Origin of the sequence: Microbacterium sp. B19 (genome assembly GCF_000333395.1) — a bacterium.
Lineage (GTDB): Bacteria > Actinomycetota > Actinomycetes > Actinomycetales > Microbacteriaceae > Microbacterium.
The window spans coordinates 1-16,528 of record NZ_BADA01000025.1; the positions used below are offsets into that span (position 1 = coordinate 1).

At 71.9% G+C, this 16,528-nt stretch carries 16 protein-coding genes and 3 pseudogenes; 11 read left to right on the forward strand and 8 right to left on the reverse strand.

Going from position 1 to position 16,528, the window contains the following annotated elements:
* The 4 genes and pseudogenes from glmS to tsaE form a co-directional block, all read left to right on the forward strand.
* A pseudogene (glmS, locus tag I5G_RS19745) lies at nucleotides 1-1,772 on the forward strand (glutamine--fructose-6-phosphate transaminase (isomerizing)); the annotation flags it as partial.
* A 101-nt stretch (nucleotides 1,773-1,873) separates the two neighbouring features.
* Entirely contained in the window at nucleotides 1,874-2,278 is a 405-nt protein-coding gene (locus tag I5G_RS19750; RefSeq protein WP_022877314.1) for a holo-ACP synthase, read from the forward strand.
* Nucleotides 2,275-3,399 (forward strand): annotated as a pseudogene (gene alr / locus I5G_RS19755) (alanine racemase). Before I5G_RS19750 ends, alr begins: the two are co-directional and overlap by 4 nt.
* Entirely contained in the window at nucleotides 3,396-3,899 is a 504-nt protein-coding gene (gene tsaE, locus I5G_RS00615) for a tRNA (adenosine(37)-N6)-threonylcarbamoyltransferase complex ATPase subunit type 1 TsaE (RefSeq protein WP_022877315.1), read from the forward strand. The pseudogene alr and the gene tsaE overlap by 4 nt, the downstream one beginning before the upstream one ends.
* A 4-nt stretch (nucleotides 3,900-3,903) precedes the next feature.
* Here tsaE and I5G_RS00620 read toward each other — a convergent pair whose 3' ends face one another.
* Nucleotides 3,904-4,821: an alpha/beta fold hydrolase gene (locus tag I5G_RS00620; RefSeq protein ID WP_022877316.1), complete on the reverse strand. Its 918-nt coding sequence runs from the start codon at nucleotides 4,819-4,821 to the stop codon at nucleotides 3,904-3,906.
* Nucleotides 4,822-5,074: 253 nt separating this feature from the next.
* On the opposite strand from I5G_RS00620, the gene tsaB reads away from it, so the two are divergent.
* Genes tsaB through I5G_RS23805 form a run of 4 tightly spaced genes read left to right on the forward strand, consistent with a single transcriptional unit; the run spans nucleotide 5,075 to nucleotide 7,744 of the window.
* Nucleotides 5,075-5,710 carry a tRNA (adenosine(37)-N6)-threonylcarbamoyltransferase complex dimerization subunit type 1 TsaB gene (tsaB, locus tag I5G_RS00625; protein ID WP_026095538.1) on the forward strand — a complete coding sequence of 212 codons (636 nt, stop codon included), beginning with the start codon at nucleotides 5,075-5,077 and terminating at the stop codon, nucleotides 5,708-5,710.
* Nucleotides 5,707-6,219, forward strand: coding sequence for a ribosomal protein S18-alanine N-acetyltransferase (gene rimI, locus I5G_RS00630; protein ID WP_026095539.1), 513 nt, complete (start codon nucleotides 5,707-5,709; stop codon nucleotides 6,217-6,219). Before tsaB ends, rimI begins: the two co-directional genes overlap by 4 nt.
* Nucleotides 6,219-7,322, forward strand: a complete 1,104-nt coding sequence (tsaD, locus tag I5G_RS00635) for a tRNA (adenosine(37)-N6)-threonylcarbamoyltransferase complex transferase subunit TsaD (protein ID WP_051038552.1) — start codon at nucleotides 6,219-6,221, stop codon at nucleotides 7,320-7,322. The genes rimI and tsaD overlap by 1 nt, the downstream gene beginning before the upstream one ends.
* Entirely contained in the window at nucleotides 7,319-7,744 is a 426-nt protein-coding gene (locus tag I5G_RS23805; RefSeq protein ID WP_022877318.1) for a hypothetical protein, read from the forward strand. Before tsaD ends, I5G_RS23805 begins: the two co-directional genes overlap by 4 nt.
* On the opposite strand, the gene I5G_RS00645 is transcribed toward I5G_RS23805, so the two are convergent.
* Nucleotides 7,733-8,599, reverse strand: a complete 867-nt coding sequence (locus I5G_RS00645; RefSeq protein WP_022877319.1) for a PHB depolymerase family esterase — start codon at nucleotides 8,597-8,599, stop codon at nucleotides 7,733-7,735. The genes I5G_RS23805 and I5G_RS00645 overlap by 12 nt on opposite strands.
* Before the next feature lie 84 nt (nucleotides 8,600-8,683).
* Here I5G_RS00645 and I5G_RS00650 point away from each other — a divergent pair, with 84 nt between their 5' ends.
* Nucleotides 8,684-9,040 carry a MerR family DNA-binding transcriptional regulator gene (locus tag I5G_RS00650; protein ID WP_022877320.1) on the forward strand — a complete coding sequence of 119 codons (357 nt, stop codon included), beginning with the start codon at nucleotides 8,684-8,686 and terminating at the stop codon, nucleotides 9,038-9,040.
* Nucleotides 9,041-9,048: 8 nt separating this feature from the next.
* Here I5G_RS00650 and I5G_RS00655 read toward each other — a convergent pair whose 3' ends face one another.
* On the reverse strand, nucleotides 9,049-10,239 hold the full coding sequence (locus I5G_RS00655) for a class I SAM-dependent methyltransferase (RefSeq protein WP_022877321.1): 1,191 nt from the start codon (nucleotides 10,237-10,239) through the stop codon (nucleotides 9,049-9,051).
* Between the two features lie 131 nt (nucleotides 10,240-10,370).
* On the opposite strand from I5G_RS00655, the gene groES reads away from it, so the two are divergent.
* Both groES and I5G_RS00665 read left to right on the forward strand, forming a co-directional pair.
* A complete protein-coding gene (groES, locus tag I5G_RS00660; RefSeq protein ID WP_022877322.1) occupies nucleotides 10,371-10,667 on the forward strand; it encodes a co-chaperone GroES in 297 nt (98 codons plus the stop codon).
* A 118-nt stretch (nucleotides 10,668-10,785) separates the two neighbouring features.
* Nucleotides 10,786-12,159 (forward strand): FAD-binding oxidoreductase, encoded by a 1,374-nt coding sequence (locus tag I5G_RS00665; protein ID WP_026095541.1) that lies wholly within the window; start codon nucleotides 10,786-10,788, stop codon nucleotides 12,157-12,159.
* On the opposite strand, the gene I5G_RS00670 is transcribed toward I5G_RS00665, so the two are convergent.
* The 5 genes and pseudogenes from I5G_RS00670 to I5G_RS24255 form a co-directional block, all read right to left on the reverse strand.
* The gene (locus I5G_RS00670; RefSeq protein ID WP_036325514.1) at nucleotides 12,156-13,334 is read right to left on the reverse strand and encodes an aminotransferase class I/II-fold pyridoxal phosphate-dependent enzyme; all 1,179 of its coding nucleotides are present in this window, start codon (nucleotides 13,332-13,334) and stop codon (nucleotides 12,156-12,158) included. The genes I5G_RS00665 and I5G_RS00670 overlap by 4 nt on opposite strands.
* A 2-nt stretch (nucleotides 13,335-13,336) precedes the next feature.
* Nucleotides 13,337-14,002, reverse strand: a complete 666-nt coding sequence (locus I5G_RS00675) for a methionine ABC transporter permease (RefSeq protein ID WP_022877325.1) — start codon at nucleotides 14,000-14,002, stop codon at nucleotides 13,337-13,339.
* Complete coding sequence (locus I5G_RS19765; RefSeq protein WP_022877326.1) at nucleotides 13,999-15,030, reverse strand: methionine ABC transporter ATP-binding protein; 1,032 nt, start codon at nucleotides 15,028-15,030, stop codon at nucleotides 13,999-14,001. Before I5G_RS19765 ends, I5G_RS00675 begins: the two co-directional genes overlap by 4 nt.
* Nucleotides 15,027-15,872 carry a MetQ/NlpA family ABC transporter substrate-binding protein gene (locus tag I5G_RS00685; RefSeq protein WP_022877327.1) on the reverse strand — a complete coding sequence of 282 codons (846 nt, stop codon included), beginning with the start codon at nucleotides 15,870-15,872 and terminating at the stop codon, nucleotides 15,027-15,029. The genes I5G_RS19765 and I5G_RS00685 overlap by 4 nt, the downstream gene beginning before the upstream one ends.
* A gap of 362 nt (nucleotides 15,873-16,234) precedes the next feature.
* Nucleotides 16,235-16,528 (reverse strand): annotated as a pseudogene (locus I5G_RS24255) (AMP-binding protein); the annotation flags it as partial.

The following is a 16,528-nucleotide window of genomic DNA, read 5'->3' on the forward strand; positions in this document are numbered from 1 at the left end:
CGGGGCTACGACTCCGCGGGCATCGCGGTGATCGACGCGAACGGGGGCTCGGCATGCGCAAGCGCGCCGGCAAACTCGCCGTGCTGCGTGACGACCTGGCATCCACGCCCTTCGCCGATGGCACCACGGGCATCGGGCACACGCGCTGGGCCACCCACGGCGGACCGACGGACGCCAACGCGCACCCGCACCTCGCGGACGACGACAAGCTCGCCGTCATCCACAACGGGATCATCGAGAACTTCGCCGAGCTCAAGAGCGAGCTCGTGGGCGAGGGCGTGACCTTCCGCAGCGAGACCGACACCGAGGTCGCCGCCGCCATGATCGGCCGCGAGTACGCGCGGACAGGCGATCTGGTCTCGGCGTTCCGCGCCGTGGTGTCGCGCCTCGAGGGTGCGTACACGCTGCTCGCGATGCACAAGGACCACCCGGGCCTCGTCGTCGGCGCGCGCCGCAACTCCCCGCTGGTGATCGGCCTGGGCGAGGGCGAGAACTTCCTCGGTTCCGACGTCGCCGCGTTCGTCGAGCACACCCGCAAGGCGCTCGCGATCGGCCAGGACGAGATCGTCGCGATCACGCCCGGGGGTGTCGAGGTCACGGACTTCTCCGGTGCACCGGTCGAGGTCGAGGCGTTCGAGGTCACGTGGGACGCGTCCGCCGCCGAGAAGGGCGGCTGGTCGTCGTTCATGGCGAAGGAGGTCTCGGAAGAGCCCGAGGCCGTCGCCAACACCCTCCGCGGTCGCATCCACGAGGGTCGCGTCGAGATCCCCGAGCTCGACGGGATGGACGAATTCCTCGCCGACATCGACCGCATCCTCGTCATCGCGTGCGGTACCGCCGCGTACGCCGGCATGGTCGGCAAGTACGCGCTCGAGACGTGGACGCGGGTCCCCGTCGACGTCGAGCTCGCGCACGAGTTCCGCTACCGCGACCCGGTGCTCTCGCCCCGGACCCTCGTCGTGTCGATCAGCCAGTCCGGCGAGACGATGGACACGCTCATGGCCGTGAAGTACGCCCGGGCGCGCGGCGCGAAGACGCTGTCGATCTGCAACACGCAGGGTGCGACCATCCCGCGCGAGTCGGATGCCATCGTCTACACGCACGCCGGCCCCGAGGTCGCCGTCGCCTCGACCAAGGCGTTCGTCGCGCAGATCACGGCGCTGTACCTCCTCGCGCTGCACGTCGGTCGTGTGCGCGGCGCGGTCGATCCCGTGGTCGCCGTCGAGGCGGTCACCGAGCTCGAGGCCGTCCCCGGCAAGATCGCGCGCGTGCTCGAGACCGAGCAGACCCGCATCGAGCAGCTCGCGCACTGGATGGCCGACACCCGCTCGGTGCTCTTCCTCGGCCGCAACGTCGGATACCCGATCGCGCTCGAGGGTGCGCTGAAGCTCAAGGAGCTGGCGTACATCCACGCCGAGGGCTTCGCCGCCGGCGAGCTCAAGCACGGGCCCATCGCCCTGATCGAGCCCGGCCAGCCGGTGTTCGTCGTGGTGCCGTCTCCGCGCGGTTCGGGGGAGATGCACAAGAAGGTCGTGTCGAACATCGAGGAGATCCGCGCCCGCGGTGCCCGCGTGATCGCGATCGCGGAAGAGGGCGACGTCGCCGTGCTCCCCGCCGCCGACGAGGTGCTCCGCATCCCGCTCGCCGCCCCCATGTTCGAGCCGCTCCTCGCCGTGGTGCCGCTGCACATCTTCGCCATGGGCCTCGCCGAGGCCAAGGGCCTGGACGTCGACCAGCCCCGCAACCTGGCGAAGTCGGTGACGGTCGAGTAGGACCGGACGTTTTCGGGGCCGGATGCCGATGGCATCCGGCCCCTTCGCCGTCGGAGGCTGCGCACCGGCAGAATGGATGGGATGCCAGGGAGGGAGGGCGCATGATCGTCGGAATCGGCGTCGACCTGGTGGACGTGCCGCGCTTCGAGCAGCAGCTCGCGCGGACCCCGCGCCTTCTCGAGCGTCTCTTCGCGCCCGCGGAGCGGCTGCTCAAGCCCCGCTCGCTAGCCGCCCGGTATGCCGCCAAGGAGGCGCTGATCAAGGCGCTGGGCGGATCCGACGGGGTGTACTGGACCGACATCGAGGTGACGCCCGAACCCTCGGGCCGCCCGACGTTCACGCTCACCGGCGAGACCGCGGCGACAGTGTCCGCGCGCGGAATCACCGCGCTGCACCTGTCGATGTCGCACGACGCGGCGCTCGCCACCGCGTACGTCATCGCCGAGGCCGGACCCTCCGCACCCGAGGCCGGGCCCGCTGAACCGACCCGGGAGGGCGTCGCATGAGGATGGCATCCGGAGTCCTGCGCGAAGCGCTGATCGACGTCGACGCGATCGCCGAGAACGTGCGGCACCTGCGTCGCTTGACGGGCGTCGAGGTCATCGCGGTCGTCAAGGCCGAGGGGTACGGGCACGGCGCCGCATCGCGCGGCCGTCGCGCCGCTCCGCGGTGGCGCGAGCCGTATTCGGCGTCTCCGACATCGACGAAGCGCTCGCCCTGCGGCGCCGAGGAATCCGCGCGCCGCTCTTCGCGTGGGTGCACGCTCCCGGTGCGTCGTTCTCCGAGGCCGTCCGCGAGGACATCGAGCTCGGGATCTCCGACATCGACCAGCTGCTGCGTGCGGGGCGACGCGGCGCAGGGCGACCGGCCCGCGGCCGTGCACCTGAAGATCGAGACGGGTCTGTCGCGCAACGGCATCGCGCCCGCGGACTGGCGCGTCGTGTTCTCCGAGGCCGCGCGCCTCGAGCGCATCGGACGCCTGCGGGTCGTCGGGCTCTTCTCGCACCTGTCGAACACGAGCGAAGCCGACGACCGGGCCGCGCTGGCGAGGTTCGAGGAGGGCGTCGTGCTCGCGGCGGCTGCCGGGCTGAACCCGCCGCTCCGGCACATCGCGGCGACGCACGCCGCGATCGCCCTGCCCGAGGCGCGGCTGAACGCGGTGCGCATCGGCATCGGGATCTACGGCATCTCGCCGTTCGACGACCGGTCCTCGGCGGACCTGGGTCTTCGTCCCGCGATGACGCTGCGCGGTGCGGTCGCCGCGGTCCGCCGCGTGCCCGCGGGCACCGGCGTCTCGTACGGCTACGCGTACCGCACGGAGACCGACACCACGCTGGCGCTCGTGCCTCTCGGGTACGCGGACGGCGTCCCGCGCCAGGCGTCCGGTCGCGGCCCGGTGACGATCAACGGCCGACGCTTCACGGTCGCGGGCCGCATCGCCATGGACCAGTTCGTCGTCGATGTCGGCGACCACCCCGTCGCCGTCGGTGACGAGGCGGTGCTGTTCGGCGACCCGACGCTCGGCGTGCCGTCGGCGAGGGACTGGGCGGATGCCGCCGACACCATCGACTACGAGATCGTGACGCGGATCGGCGCGCGCGTGCCGAGACGGGAGGTGGGCGCGTGAGCGTTCCCGACGAGCTGCTGGGCGAGCGCGAGATCGCCGGCCCCGCCGACATGGAGGAGCTCGGCCGTGCCCTCGGCCGCGCCCTCGAGCCCGGTGACGTGGTCGTGCTCACCGGTCCGCTCGGTGCCGGCAAGACGACCCTGACCCGCGGGATCGGCGAGGGGCTCGGCATCCGTGGTCCGGTCCAGAGCCCGACGTTCGTGATCGCGCGGACGCACCCGTCGCTCGTGGGTGGCGCCCCTCTCGTGCACGTGGATGCCTATCGCCTCGGGGCCGCCGTCGAGCTCGACGACCTCGATATCGACGTGGAGCATTCGGTCGTGATCGTGGAATGGGGCCGCGGCGTCGCGGACCACCTCGCCGACGGCTGGTGGGAGATCGAGATCTCCCGCCAGGCCGGCGGCCGAGGCGTCGACAACGCGTGCGGCGAGATCGCCCCGCACACTCTCGACCTGGATGCGGACGCTCCGCGGACGGTGACGGTCTCGCGGAGGCCGTGAAGCCTCAGGTCGGCTGGCGGTCGCGCGTCGCGCTCGAGCGGCGGTCGGGTTCGGCGGTCCAGACGTCGCGCAGGGCGCGGAGGGTCTCGTACGCCTGCTCGACGTGGGCGAAGTGGCCGCTGTCGTCGAGCACGGTCTCGCGGTAGCCGGGGATGCGGCGGCGGGCGTCACGCGCGTCCTGTCGTCCGGCGAAGACGTCGTGGCGACCGCGAACGGCTCGCACCGGTGCGGTGATCCGCTTCCAGGCGTCGTCGTCGTGGGTGCGAGCGGCGCGCGCCGCCGAAAGGAACGCGGCGGGCCGGATCTCGTCGGCCAGCGCATCCGAGACCGTTGGGTCGACGCGGTCCGCATGCCGGAACAACGGACGCGCGAACACTCGCAGCGCACCGACGCGGCGCAGACCACGGAGCAGCGGATGGGCGAGCGGACCGAGACCCCGGAGGGTCGCCATCGCCACGACCATGCCGCCGAACGCGGGCAGCGTCAGCCATCCGGTGAGGGGGCGGCGCACCACGGCGCGCACCGCGGCGCCGGTGGGGGAGACGAGCCCGACGGCGACGGTCTGCGCCGGGAATCGTGCCGCGATGTCCAGGGCGATCACGGCGCCGAGCGAGTGGCCGACGACGCGCCACCGCGGGTATCCGAGGGCGCGGGCGACCGCGACGACGGCCTCCGCGGCATCCGTCGGCGAGGGTGCCGGGCCCGGCGACTCGCCCCACCCGGGCAGGTCGATCGCGATGACGTCATCGAGCGGGATGCCGAGCCGATCGGCCGCGCTGAGGAGTGGCATCCACGTTCTCCATGACCCTGCGGCACCGTGCAGCAGAACCGTCGCGACCGTGCCGGCCGAGCGTCGGCCGGCGTGCGCGACGATCGGCCCCGCGGCCGTCGGCACCACCAGCCGGCGCAGTTGTCTTTCCATGCCTTTTGTTCGGAGCGGAGCGCCCCGCCGGATGCCTGCAGAACTCCGGCAGTTGCGCCGGTCCGCGGCCACCGATGCGCGGTGCGGCGCCGTCTGCCGGAGTTGTGCGCGGTCGCAGATGGCCCGTGTCCCATGGCGGGTTGCGGCAGCCTCTGGCAGCAAGAAGTGGGACATGCACCGCCACAAGTGGGACGAGGTACCCCGACCAACGCCCGACGGCACCGGTGTCGGACGCCCCGGATACCCTGGAACGGTGATCATCGGCATCGACACCTCCCTCGGCACCGCGGTGGCGGCCATCGCGCGCGACGGGGAAGTGCTCGCCGACGAGCAGAGCGCCAACGCGCTCGGACACGCCGAGGTCATCGGCGACCTGCTGCGCCGCGCCGCGCAGGCGGCACCGACGCCCACGCACGTCGCGATCGGCATGGGCCCGGGGCCGTTCACGGGGCTCCGCGTCGGTATCGCCACCGCGCGCGCGTTCGCGGTGGGGCGTGGCGTCCCGGTCGTCCCCGTGCCGAGTCACGACGGCGTCGCACTCGGCATCCTGCTCTCCGACGCCCTCACCGGCACCGAGACCCCGCGCTTCGCCGTCGTCACCGACGCCCGCCGCAAAGAATTCGCGTACAGCGTCTACGACGGCATCGACGACGACGGCCTTCCGATCCGGATCATGGATGCCACGCTCAGCCCCCGCGACGACCTCGACGCCCGCCTCGCCGAGGCCGGAGCCGCGCGCTACGACGCGACGAGCGTCTCGGCCGCGATGATCGCGCTCGCCGCGGCCCGCGCACTCGACGCCGGTCGCGAGCTCGCCGGCTCCGAGCCGTTGTACCTCCGCAGCCCCGACGTCGTCGCGGCCCACGCCCCGAAGCGGGTGAGCGCGTGAGCACCCGCGCGGCGACGCTCGACGACCTCGACGCGATCATGGCCCTCGAGCACGCGTCGTTCCCGACCGACGCGTGGAGCCCCGCGATGATGCGCGAGGAGCTCGCATCTCCGCACGGCTGGTACGTCGTCGTCGAGGAGGCCGGTCGTCTCGTCGGTTACGCGGGGCTTCGCGCCGTCCGAGGGGCGAAGGATGCCGACATCCAGACGATCACGATCGCCGAGACCGCGCGCGGACGCGGACGCGGCCGCGCGTTGCTGACCGAACTGCTGGAGGAAGCCGAGCGCCGCGGCGTGCGCGACGTGTTCCTCGAGGTGCGCGCCGACAACCCCGTCGCGCAGGCGCTGTACAGGTCGGAAGGCTTCGCCGAGGTCGGCCGACGCCCGCGGTACTACCAGCCCGACGACGTCGATGCGATCGTCATGCAGCTCGACCTGCGCGCGTGGTCCGCACGCCGCACGCCCGACGATGCGGCGGCAACCGACGCGACCGGAAAGGGATGGTGCTGATGGACGCGCCCCTCGTGCTGGGCATCGAGACCAGCTGCGACGAGACCGGGATCGGCATCGTCCGCGGTCGGCAGCTGCTGAGCAACACGATCGCCTCGAGCATGGACGAGCACGCGCGGTACGGCGGCGTCGTGCCCGAGGTCGCGGCCCGCGCGCACCTCGAGGCGCTGCAGCCGTCGATCGACGCGGCGCTCGCCGAAGCCGGCGTGACGCTCGACGAGATCGACGCCGTCGCCGTCACGAGCGGCCCCGGACTCGCCGGCGCCCTGATGGTCGGCGTCGGCGCGGCCAAGGGCCTCGCGGTCGCCCTCGACAAGCCGCTGTACGCCGTGAACCACCTCGTCGGCCACATCGCCGCCGACATCCTCGACGCCGACGCCGGCGAACTGGAGTACCCCACGGTCGCGCTGCTCGTGAGCGGCGGCCACACGTCTCTGCTCCTCGTCCGCGACCTCACCAGCGACGTCGAACTGCTCGGCGAGACGATGGACGACGCGGCCGGCGAGGCGTTCGACAAGGTCGCGCGCCTGTTGAAGCTGCCGTACCCGGGCGGGCCCGAGATCGATCGTGCCGCGGCGGCGGGCGATCCGACCGCGATCCGCTTCCCCCGCGGGCTCTCACGGGCTTCCGACATGGCATCCCACCGGTACGACTTCTCGTTCTCGGGCCTCAAGACCGCCGTCGCGCGGTGGGTCGAGCAGCACGAGGCGGCGGGGCTGCCGGTGCCGGTCGCCGACGTCGCGGCATCGTTCCGCGAGGCCGTCGTCGACGTGCTCGTCACCAAGGCCCTCGACGCGTGCGAGCGCTACGGGGTGCCGCGCCTGCTCCTCGGCGGGGGAGTGATCGCCAACAAGCGTCTGCGCGACGTCGCCCTCGAACGCGCCGCCGGCGCGGGCGTCGCCGTGCGCATCCCCCCGCTGCGGCTCTGCACCGACAACGGCGCCATGATCGCCGCGCTCGCCGCCGAGCTCATCTCTTCGGGCCGTCGCCCGTCGACGCTCGCCTTCGGGGCCGACTCCACGCTCCCGGTCACCGAGATCCAGGTGGCGGAGGATCCGGATGCCACGGCCCCCGCGCCGCTGCCCGCCCGGGCGGCCTCATGAGCGAGACGCAGCCGCCGCCGAGTAGGCGCGCGCTCAAGGCGACCGAGGCCGAGGCAGCGCCCACGGCCGCGGAGCAGATCGCGGCGGGCGACGCGTTCGACGACCACCGGCTGCCCACGGCGCAGCTCGAGCGCGCTGCGTTCGGCGAGCACGTCGTGCCGTGGAGCCCACCGGTGCCGGTCGCACCGCCATCCGTCGCGCCGTGGGCCCTGGCCGTCGCGATCGCCGCCCTGGTCGCGTCGCTGTTCGCGGGTGTCCTGCTGCCGCTCGGCGTGATCGCGATCGTCATGTCGATCATCTCGCTGCGCCGCGCGCACGACAGTCGCCGCGTCGCGATCTGGGCGCTCGCCCTCGCGGTGTTGTCGGTGGTCTTCAGCGCCGGGTGGCTGCTGTGGGCGCTGCCGCAGCTGTCACCGGTGTGACCCGCGCAGCTCTCCGAGAACCTCCGACACGATCTCCCGGATGCCGGGATGCGCCGCGGTGCGTCCGACGCGCGGCCCCACTGCCGGCCCCGGCACCGTGTGACCGCCCCCGCGCACGATGTACAGGGTCACCGGCGGGTGCCCCGCCTCGCGATAGGCGAGGGTCTCCACCGGGACCTTCGCGGATGCCGTCGGCTCGCTCCGCTGCGGCGCGACCGTGATTCCGTTCCGCTGCGCGAAGTACTCCGCCGTCGCGACCGCCGAGAAGGTCCGGCCGTCGATCGAGAAGATCTTCCGCACCCACCACGACATCCGACCACCCTCGAACGGAATGATCGGGTCGGCCGTGCCCGCCACGATCGCCACCGGGACGGGATGATCGGTTCTCGTGGAGAACTCCGCGCTGAAGTTCTCGCGCTCGGGCATCGTGGCCGCCACGATCACGGCGCCGGCAAGGAGCTCCGGGGCCTCGTGGAGGAGACGGATGACCATCTGGCCGCCGTTGGAGAACCCGATCGCGACGACCGACCCCCTGTCGATTCCGTGGCTCTCGGCGAGGGAGGACACGACCTCGCGGGTGAAGGCGATGTCGTCGATGTTCTCGCGTCGGGCGGGGAAGGAACTCTGGACGCGGGCGTCGTTCCAATTGCTCCGGTACCCGTCGAGGTAGGCGACGACGGCGCGGCCCTCGGTGGCGAGGGTGTCGAGTGAGTGACCCGTGAAGCGTCGGTGGCTCTCGCCGGTCTGCTTCGAGCCGTGGAATACGAGGATGAGGGGTCGTTTCGCCGGTCCGTCGGCCTCGCCGACCACGACGAATGTCCGGGTGCGGCCGCCGGCCTCGACTCGCGCGTTCATGGTTCCCTCCCGCCCCGCGGCCCTGTGCCCGGTGGCGTGGGAGAGCGTATAGATTGACATCGTGTCAAGGTCAAGGCGGAGCTCATGAGGATCGGCGAGGTCAGTCGACGCAGCGGCGTGAGCCCGCGTTCCCTGCGCTACTACGAGCAGCTCGGGCTCATCGCCTCCGAGCGCGAGTCCAACGGCTACCGCCGCTACGACCAGGTCGCGGTCGAGCGGGCGATCGTCATCCACATGCTGTTCGGAATGGACTTCCCGCGCGAGATCGTGACGTCGGTGCTCGCGTGCACCGGCGATGCGCCGACCGAGGCCCACGACGCGCTGTATGCGCAGCTCGATCGCGTCCGCGCCGACCTGAGCGAGCGCATCGAGACGCTCGTCGTGACGCGGAGCCGCATCGACGAGTTCCTCGCGGAGCGTGCCGCGGGCGCCGCAGCCTGACCCGCGATTCAGCCCACGCGGTCGGCGAGCAGGGCGACGCGGCGCCCCTCGACCCGCGTCATGAGCAGCGTTGCCGACTCGTCGCCGCGCAACGACAGCCGCGTCCGCAGCACGGCGGGGTCGATGTCCACGCCGCGCTTCTTGATCTCGAGCGTTCCGATGTTTCGCTCCCGCAGCGCCCGAGCGAGCTTCTTCGTGTCCGCGGGGAGCTCCTCGCGCACGCGGAACGACGAGACGAAGGGGCTGGTGAGCGCCGCGTCCGAGGTCAGGTAGGCGATGCCCGGCGCCAGCATCCCGGCATCCAGGGATCGGGCGACCTCCCCGATGAGCCGCGCGCGGATCACGGCGCCGTCGGGCTCGTGCACGAAGGCGCCGAGCTCGCGCGGCTCGGCGTCGGGGGCGTCGGCCGGGGCCGTGAGTTCCCAGGCGTCGTCGCCGCGCACGACGAGCGCGGCGCGGCGGATGCCCTCCCGCGCCAGACTTCCCGCCCACAGGACCAGCTCGATCGTGGAGCCGTCGGCGCTGATCCACTGCGCCTCGACGTCGCCCGGGATCAGCTCGCGGTCGAACGCCGGTCCGAGCTTCACTCCGCCCGGACGTTCCTGCAGCAGCCCGAAGACCCAGTCCAGCGACGGCGACCACTGATCGGCCGACACGCGCCGCGTCTCGCCGTGCCCGGAGGTGCGTCGCGCGGGGTCGAGCCACACGGCATCCACTCCGTCGAGGTCGGCGTCCTCCGCGCGCCCGTGCGCCACGGTCACGGCGTCGCCGAAGGGCGCGAGGTTGTACGCGGCGATCGCGGCCGTGACCTCGTCGGCGTCGACGGCGTGCACGCGGATGCCGAGTCCCGCGAGGCCCAGAGCATCGCCGCCGATCCCGCACCCGAGGTCGGCCACCGACGTGACGCCCGCGGCACGGAAGCGTCCCGCGTGCCGCGCCGCGATCGACAGCCGCGTCGCCTGTTCCAGACCCGCGCGCGTGAAGAGCATGCGGTCGGCGAACGGTCCGAACTTCGCACCGGCCTTCACGCGGAGCCGGGCCTGGCCGACGACCGCGGCGACGAGATCGGGGGAGTGGCCGGCGGCGCGCAACCGCGACACCGCGCGGGCGGCTTCGTCGGTGGTGGTGAGCGGGCCCACCTCGTCGAGCAGGGTCAGCCCGGCGGGGGTGAGCAGGGCGGTCAGCTCGGCGATCTCCACCGGGCCAGCCTAGGTGCCTAAACTGTTGGCACTCGCGTTGCGTGAGTGCCAGCGCTTCTCTACACTCGGATTAGCACTCTCCCCGCGTGAGTGCTGACAAGTCTTCTGTAACGAGAAAGAAGAGGTAGACCGTGTCGGTTTCCATCAAGCCGCTCGAGGACCGCATCGTCATCAAGCAGGTCGAGGCTGAGCAGACCACCGCGAGTGGTCTCGTCATCCCCGACACCGCCAAGGAGAAGCCGCAGGAGGGCGAGGTCGTCGCCGTCGGTCCCGGCCGTATCGACGACAACGGCAACCGTGTCCCCCTCGACGTCACCGTCGGCGACCGCGTTCTGTACAGCAAGTACGGCGGCACCGAGGTCAAGTTCGGCGCCGAGGAGTACCTCGTGCTCTCGGCCCGCGACGTCCTCGCGGTCGTCGTTCGCTGATCGCTTCGCGAATTCCTCGAAACCCCGGATGCCTCGGCATCCGGGGTTTTCGTTTGCCCGCTTACGCCCCGTGACCGGCTGCCCGGCCGGGACGCGGGCGCCCGAATACGCTGGAGGGATGACCGCGAATCTGGCCGCGCGCCTGACGGAGACGCTCCCCGCCGGACGCATCATCGAAGACCCGGCTCTCGTCGCGGCGCAGGCGACCGACTCGTCGCGGCACCCCGCGCCGCGCGCCGAACTGGTCGTGCGGCCGCGCAGCGCCGAAGAGGTCGCCGCCGTGCTCCGCGTGGCGAACGAGACCGGGACCCCCGTGGTCCCGCAGGGAGCGCGCACGGGCCTCGTCGGCGGATCCGCCGCGATCGAGGGCGCCATCCTCCTCGACCTCACCTCGATGGATGCCATCCTCGCCATCGACGTCGCCGAGGGCACTGCGGTGGTGCAGCCGGGGGTCATCGTCGCCGACCTGCAGCGCGCCGCCGCGGCCCGCGGGCTCTTCTATGCGCCGGATCCGGCCTCGGCCGAGTGGGCCACGATCGGCGGGACGATCGCCACGAACGCCGGCGGCATGCGCTGCATCCGGTACGGGGTGACCCGGGATGCCGTGCTCTCGCTGCAGGTGGTCCTGGCCGACGGCTCGATCGAGCGCACGCGGCCCGCGACCGTGAAGGGCGTCGCGGGGCTCGACCTCACGAGCCTCGTGGTGGGATCCGAGGGAACGCTGGCCGTCGTCACGGAGGCGACGCTCCGCCTCCTCCCGGCGCCGGGCCCTGCCCGCGGTGTCCTGGGTCTGTTCCCCTCGACCGCCGCGGCGCTCGCCGCCGCGGCCGCCATCACCTCCGGCTCGCGGCTCCCCTCGACGCTCGAGTTCCTCGACGACACCGCGCTGCGCGGCATCCGGATCGCCCGCCCCGAGATCCCTCTCGACCCGGACGCCCGATCCTGGCTTCTCGCGGTCACGGACTCCCTCGAGGGCGCCGACCACGATCTCGACCACTTCTCCGCGGTGTTCGCTGAGCACGGCGCGCTGTCGGTCACCCGTGCCGACGACGAGGAGCGGCTGGACGACCTGCTCGCCGCCCGCCGCGCGCTGAACCCGGGACTGCAGGTGCTGTGGGGGGATGCCACGCACGGCGACCTCGCGGTTCCGCGGTCGCGGCTCGCCGAGTTCGCGAGCGAAGCCGAGCGCATCGCCCGCGAAACGGGCGCCGAGATCAGCCTCGCGGGGCACGTCGGCGACGGCAATCTGCACCCGACGGTCGTCTACGACGGGTCTGACCCCGTCGCGACGGAAGCCGCCCACCGCGCTGCCGCCGAACTCCTGCGCCTCGCGCAGAGCCTCGGCGGAACCGTCGCGGGGGAGCACGGCGTCGGCACCCTCAAGCTCGACGACGTGGACGGCGAACTGTCGGCGCGGCTGCGGGGCCTGCAGCGCGAGATCAAGCGCGTGTTCGACCCCCGCGGCATCCTGAACCCGGGGCGGAAGCTCTAGAGCGTCGAGCCCACGCCGGGCGAGAACGCCGCGAGGCGCTCGATCAGTTCGTCCAGCGTCGCGTCGTCCACGACGAGCCCGAGCCGGACGTGCCCGCGTCCGCCGACGCCGAAGCCGTCGCCGGGCGCGATGCCGACCCGCGCCTCCTCCCGGAGCCGCTGCGCGAAGGCGACGGCATCCGTCCCCTCGGGCAGGCGCACCCACACGAAGAACGTTCCGCGCGGCTCGATGACCTCCCAGCCGATGCGGCGCAGGCCCGCGACCACGAGGTCACGGCGTCGGCGGTAGACCTCGACAAGCTCGTCGGCGGCGGACTGGTCGCCGAGCAGCGCCTCGGCCGCGGCCTCCTGGGTGGCGCCGAACATCGTGCTGAACGCGTGCGCCTGGTACCGGCGCATGGCCGAGATCAGCGACGCGTTCCCGGCGGCGAACCCGACGCGCCACCCGGCCATGCTGTACGTCTTCGACAGCGTCTGCACTTCGACCGTGCGCCCCTCGGGGCCGTCGACCGCGAGGGCGGACAGCGGGCGTTCGCCGAAGCCCAGCGACGCGTACGCGAAGTCGTGCACGAGCGCCGCTCCCACCCGCTCGGCGAACCCGACCGCGGCCGTGAACGTCGCCGGCGTCGCCAGTGCGCCCGTGGGGTTGTTCGGGTAGTTCAGCAGCACGAGGCGCGCCGCGTCGACGTGATCGAGCGCGGCGAAGTCGGGCTGATAATCGGGCTCGGTGAGGGGAAGCGCCTCCGCACGCGCCTGCGCGAGGTCGACCGCCGAGGTGTAGAGCGGGTACCCCGGGTCGGGGAGCACCACGGTCGCACCGGGGTCGGCGAGCCCCAGCACCGCGGCCATGAGCGCCTCGTGCGAGCCGTGGAAGATCCCCACCTGCGTGTCGGGGTCGAGCTCGACGCCGTGATCCTCGCGGTAGCGTTTCGCGACCCCCTCGCGCAGGGACCGGCGTCCCGCGTACGACGGATACCGGTGGTTCGCGGGTTCGGCGACGAAGCCCTGCATCGCGTGCACGATGCGCTCCGGCGTCGGGAGGTCGGGGTTGCCCTTCGACACGTCGATGAACCGCGGCCCCGGCAGCGTCGCGAGCCGGGCGTTCTCGGCATCCATCGCTCCCCAGAAGTTCGGGGGCAGGGCCGCCACTCGGGCGGCCGGCGCGAAGTCGACCACGGTCACCGCCTCCGGAACCGACGCGCGAGCGTCGACCCGATCGCCTGGATGCCTTGCACCAGCACGATCAGCATGAGGCACGTGACGATCATCGCGACGCCGTCGTACCGCTGGTAGCCGTACGACATGGCGAGGTCACCGAGGCCTCCCGCACCGACGATGCCGGCCATCGCGGTGGCGTCGATGAGCCCGACGGTGGCGATGGTGATCGCCAGGATCAGCGAACCGCGCGCCTCGGGCAGCAGGAACCGCCAGAAGATCTGCAGCGGCGACGCCCCCATCGAGCGGGCCGCCTCGACGACGCCCGCGGGCACCTCGAGGAGCGAGTTCTCGACGAGCCGGCCGATGTACGGCGAGATCATGACGGTGAGCGGCACGATCGCGGCCCAGACACCGATGCTCGTGCCGACGAGCAGGCGCGTGAACGGCAGGATCGCCACGAGCAGGATGATGAACGGCAGCGACCGGATCAGGTTGACCACGGTACCGAGCACGACGTTGACCGGGGTGTTCTGCAGCACGCCGCCCCGGCGGGTGAGCGCGAGGATCGCGCCCAGGATGACGCCGAGGATCGACCCGATGACCAGGGACACCCCGAGCATCTGCAACGTCTCGCCGAGCGCGCGCAGGTACATCTCGGGGGTGACGAGCGTCCACTTGCCGTTCACGCCGTGACCTCCTCGAGCTCGACGACCCGCTCCGACAGGTACTGGTGCGCCTCGCGCATCTTTTCCGGACTGCCGGTGACCTTGATGATCAGCTGGCCGACGGTGTGCTCCTGGATCTGGGTCATGTCGGCGTGGAGCATGTTCACGTCGACCCCGACATCGCGGATCAGGCCCGTGATCAGGGGCTGCTCGACCTCGGCATCCAGGAGGAGCATCCGCCAGAGTCCCTCGCCGCCGAGCTGGTCGACGACCCGGCGGGGAAGGCCACGCGGGACGATCGTGTCGACGAAGTCGCGGGTCGCGTCGGCCCGGGGACGGACGAACGTGTCGAGCACGGTGCCGTGCTCGACGACCTCGCCGCCGGCCATGACGGCGACCTCGTGCGCGAGGTCCTTGATGACGTCCATCTCGTGGGTGACCACGAGGATCGTCGTGCCGTACTCCCGGTTGATCCGACGCAGCAGGTCGAGGATCTGGGCGGTCGTGGCGGGATCGAGCGCGCTCGTCGACTCGTCCGAGAGCAGGATCTTGGGGTTGCGGGCGAGAGCCCGCGCGATGCCGACCCGCTGCTTCTGTCCACCGGACAGGTCGCCGGGGTGGCTCGCGGCCTTGTCGGTCAGCCCGACGAAGTCGAGCACCTCGTCGGCGCGACGGCGGGCGTCGGCGGGCGAGACGCCGTCGAGCCGCAGAGGGAGGGCGACGTTGTCGCGTGCCGACAGGGTTTCGAGCAGGTTGAACTGCTGGAAGATCATGCCGGTGTTCTTCTGCGCCGCGCGCAGCGCGCGCCCGCGGAGCGACGAGATGTCGATGTCGTCGACGAGCACGCGTCCCGACGTCGGCTTCTCCAGGCCGTTGACGGTGCGGATGAGCGTGGACTTCCCCGCTCCGCTGTATCCGATGACGCCGAAGATCGTTCCGGGGGCGACCTGAAGCGAGACATCCCGGAGGGCCGTCGTGGTGACGGCCCCCCGGGCGTAGCTCTTGGTCACCGCGTCGAAGACGATGCCTCCGCCCGCGGTGCCGCTCACTCGAACCAGGCCGGGAGCTGGTAGCCGGAGTACTGCGGGTTCGCCTTGACGAAGTCGATGAACTCCTGCGACTGGTACGCGGCCTTGATCGCCTGCGCCCACGGGGTGTCGACGTCGACCGAGCGCACCGCGACGACGTTCGAGAACTGCACGGGCTGGTTCTCGACCGCGAGCGCCTTGCCGTAGTCGAGGCCGCCCGAGACGATGAAGTTGCCCTGGATGGTGGCGTAGTCCACGTCCTGGAGCGCCGGGACCTGCTGCGCGTTCTCGATGGGCGTGATGTTCAGGTTCTTCGGGTTCGACGTGATGATCGACAGGTCGGCGGTGTTGGGGTCGTCGACGTCGGCGAAGTCGATCCAGCCCACGTCGCGCAGGATGAGCAGACCGCGGTACAGGTTCGCGGGGGAGTTCGGCACGGTGACGGTCGAGCCGTCGGCCACGTCGGAGAGGGAGGCCTTCTTGCCGCCGAACAGCGCCATGCGCGGCGTCGGGACCTGCACGAGAGCGGCGTTGTCGATGTTCTCCTGCTTGTTGACGAAGTTCATGTAGACGGGGTGCTGCATGATGTTCGCGTCGATCTCGCCCGAGTTCACGGCCACGTTGACCGTGATGCCGTCGGTGAACTCGACGGGCTCGATGCTGTAGCCTTCCGCCTCGAGGATGGGCTGGATGCCCCCCTGGAACATCTCCTCGTACGGGCCCGGGTTGAAGCCGATCTTCAGGGCGGTCTTGTCCGTGGACGCCTCGGTGGGGGCGGACGCGGACGACGCGCCGCACGCGGTCAGGCTCACGGCGAGCAGGGTCGCGGTCAACGCGGCCGCTGCGGTACGGGCGATACTCATGGATCCTCCGGGACTCGGATGGTGCAGGACGGTGCAGGGCGGAGCTGCGCTGGATGCGCGAGAGGTGGGGGGATGTCGGCAAGGGCGACTCCGGCGACGCTAGCGAGCGCGTCGGACTCCCGACGAAACGTGGCGTCACACGAGGCAACAGTTCACCCGTGGATGCCACCGGCGTCCGAGTGGCATTTGTTGGCGCGGAATGCACGGCCTCCGGCAGAACCACGACGATGCGCGCGCCTAGGCTGAGGAAGTGACCCCCGCCCCGCCGCCCGCTTCCGGAGCCGTCCGCGGCGGACTCTTCGCCTTCGGGGCGTACCTCCTGTGGGGCGTGCTCCCGCTGTACTTCCTGCAGCTCGACCCCACGCACCGTGACCCCACGCGAGCCACATCTCCTCGCACGAGGCGTCGAAGGCCACGGACAACCCCGCGAGCACGCGGTCGCCGGGGCCGAGCGGATCGCCCTGCAGGAAGAGACGCCCCTCCGCCTCGACGAACGCCGCCGCGGAGCGGTGCGTCACGGCCACACCCTTGGGCACGCCGGTCGAGCCGGAGGTGAAGATGATCCACGCGTCGTCGTCGACGGTCGGCGGCGCCACGATCGGCACCGCGCTCGTGCTCGGGTGCGGCGCCTCGCCGTCGTAGAGGCGGACGAGGTC

Coding starts and splice junctions, on each gene's coding strand:
- tsaD (WP_051038552.1), top strand. CDS start 6,219: ATGGACGCGCCCCTCGTGCTGGGCATCGAGACCAGCTGCGACGAGACC.
- I5G_RS00620 (WP_022877316.1), bottom strand. CDS start 4,821: ATGGAAAGACAACTGCGCCGGCTGGTGGTGCCGACGGCCGCGGGGCCG.
- I5G_RS19750 (WP_022877314.1), top strand. CDS start 1,874: ATGATCGTCGGAATCGGCGTCGACCTGGTGGACGTGCCGCGCTTCGAG.
- I5G_RS00645 (WP_022877319.1), bottom strand. CDS start 8,599: ATGAACGCGCGAGTCGAGGCCGGCGGCCGCACCCGGACATTCGTCGTG.
- I5G_RS00665 (WP_026095541.1), top strand. CDS start 10,786: ATGACCGCGAATCTGGCCGCGCGCCTGACGGAGACGCTCCCCGCCGGA.
- I5G_RS23805 (WP_022877318.1), top strand. CDS start 7,319: ATGAGCGAGACGCAGCCGCCGCCGAGTAGGCGCGCGCTCAAGGCGACC.
- I5G_RS00685 (WP_022877327.1), bottom strand. CDS start 15,872: ATGAGTATCGCCCGTACCGCAGCGGCCGCGTTGACCGCGACCCTGCTC.
- I5G_RS00650 (WP_022877320.1), top strand. CDS start 8,684: ATGAGGATCGGCGAGGTCAGTCGACGCAGCGGCGTGAGCCCGCGTTCC.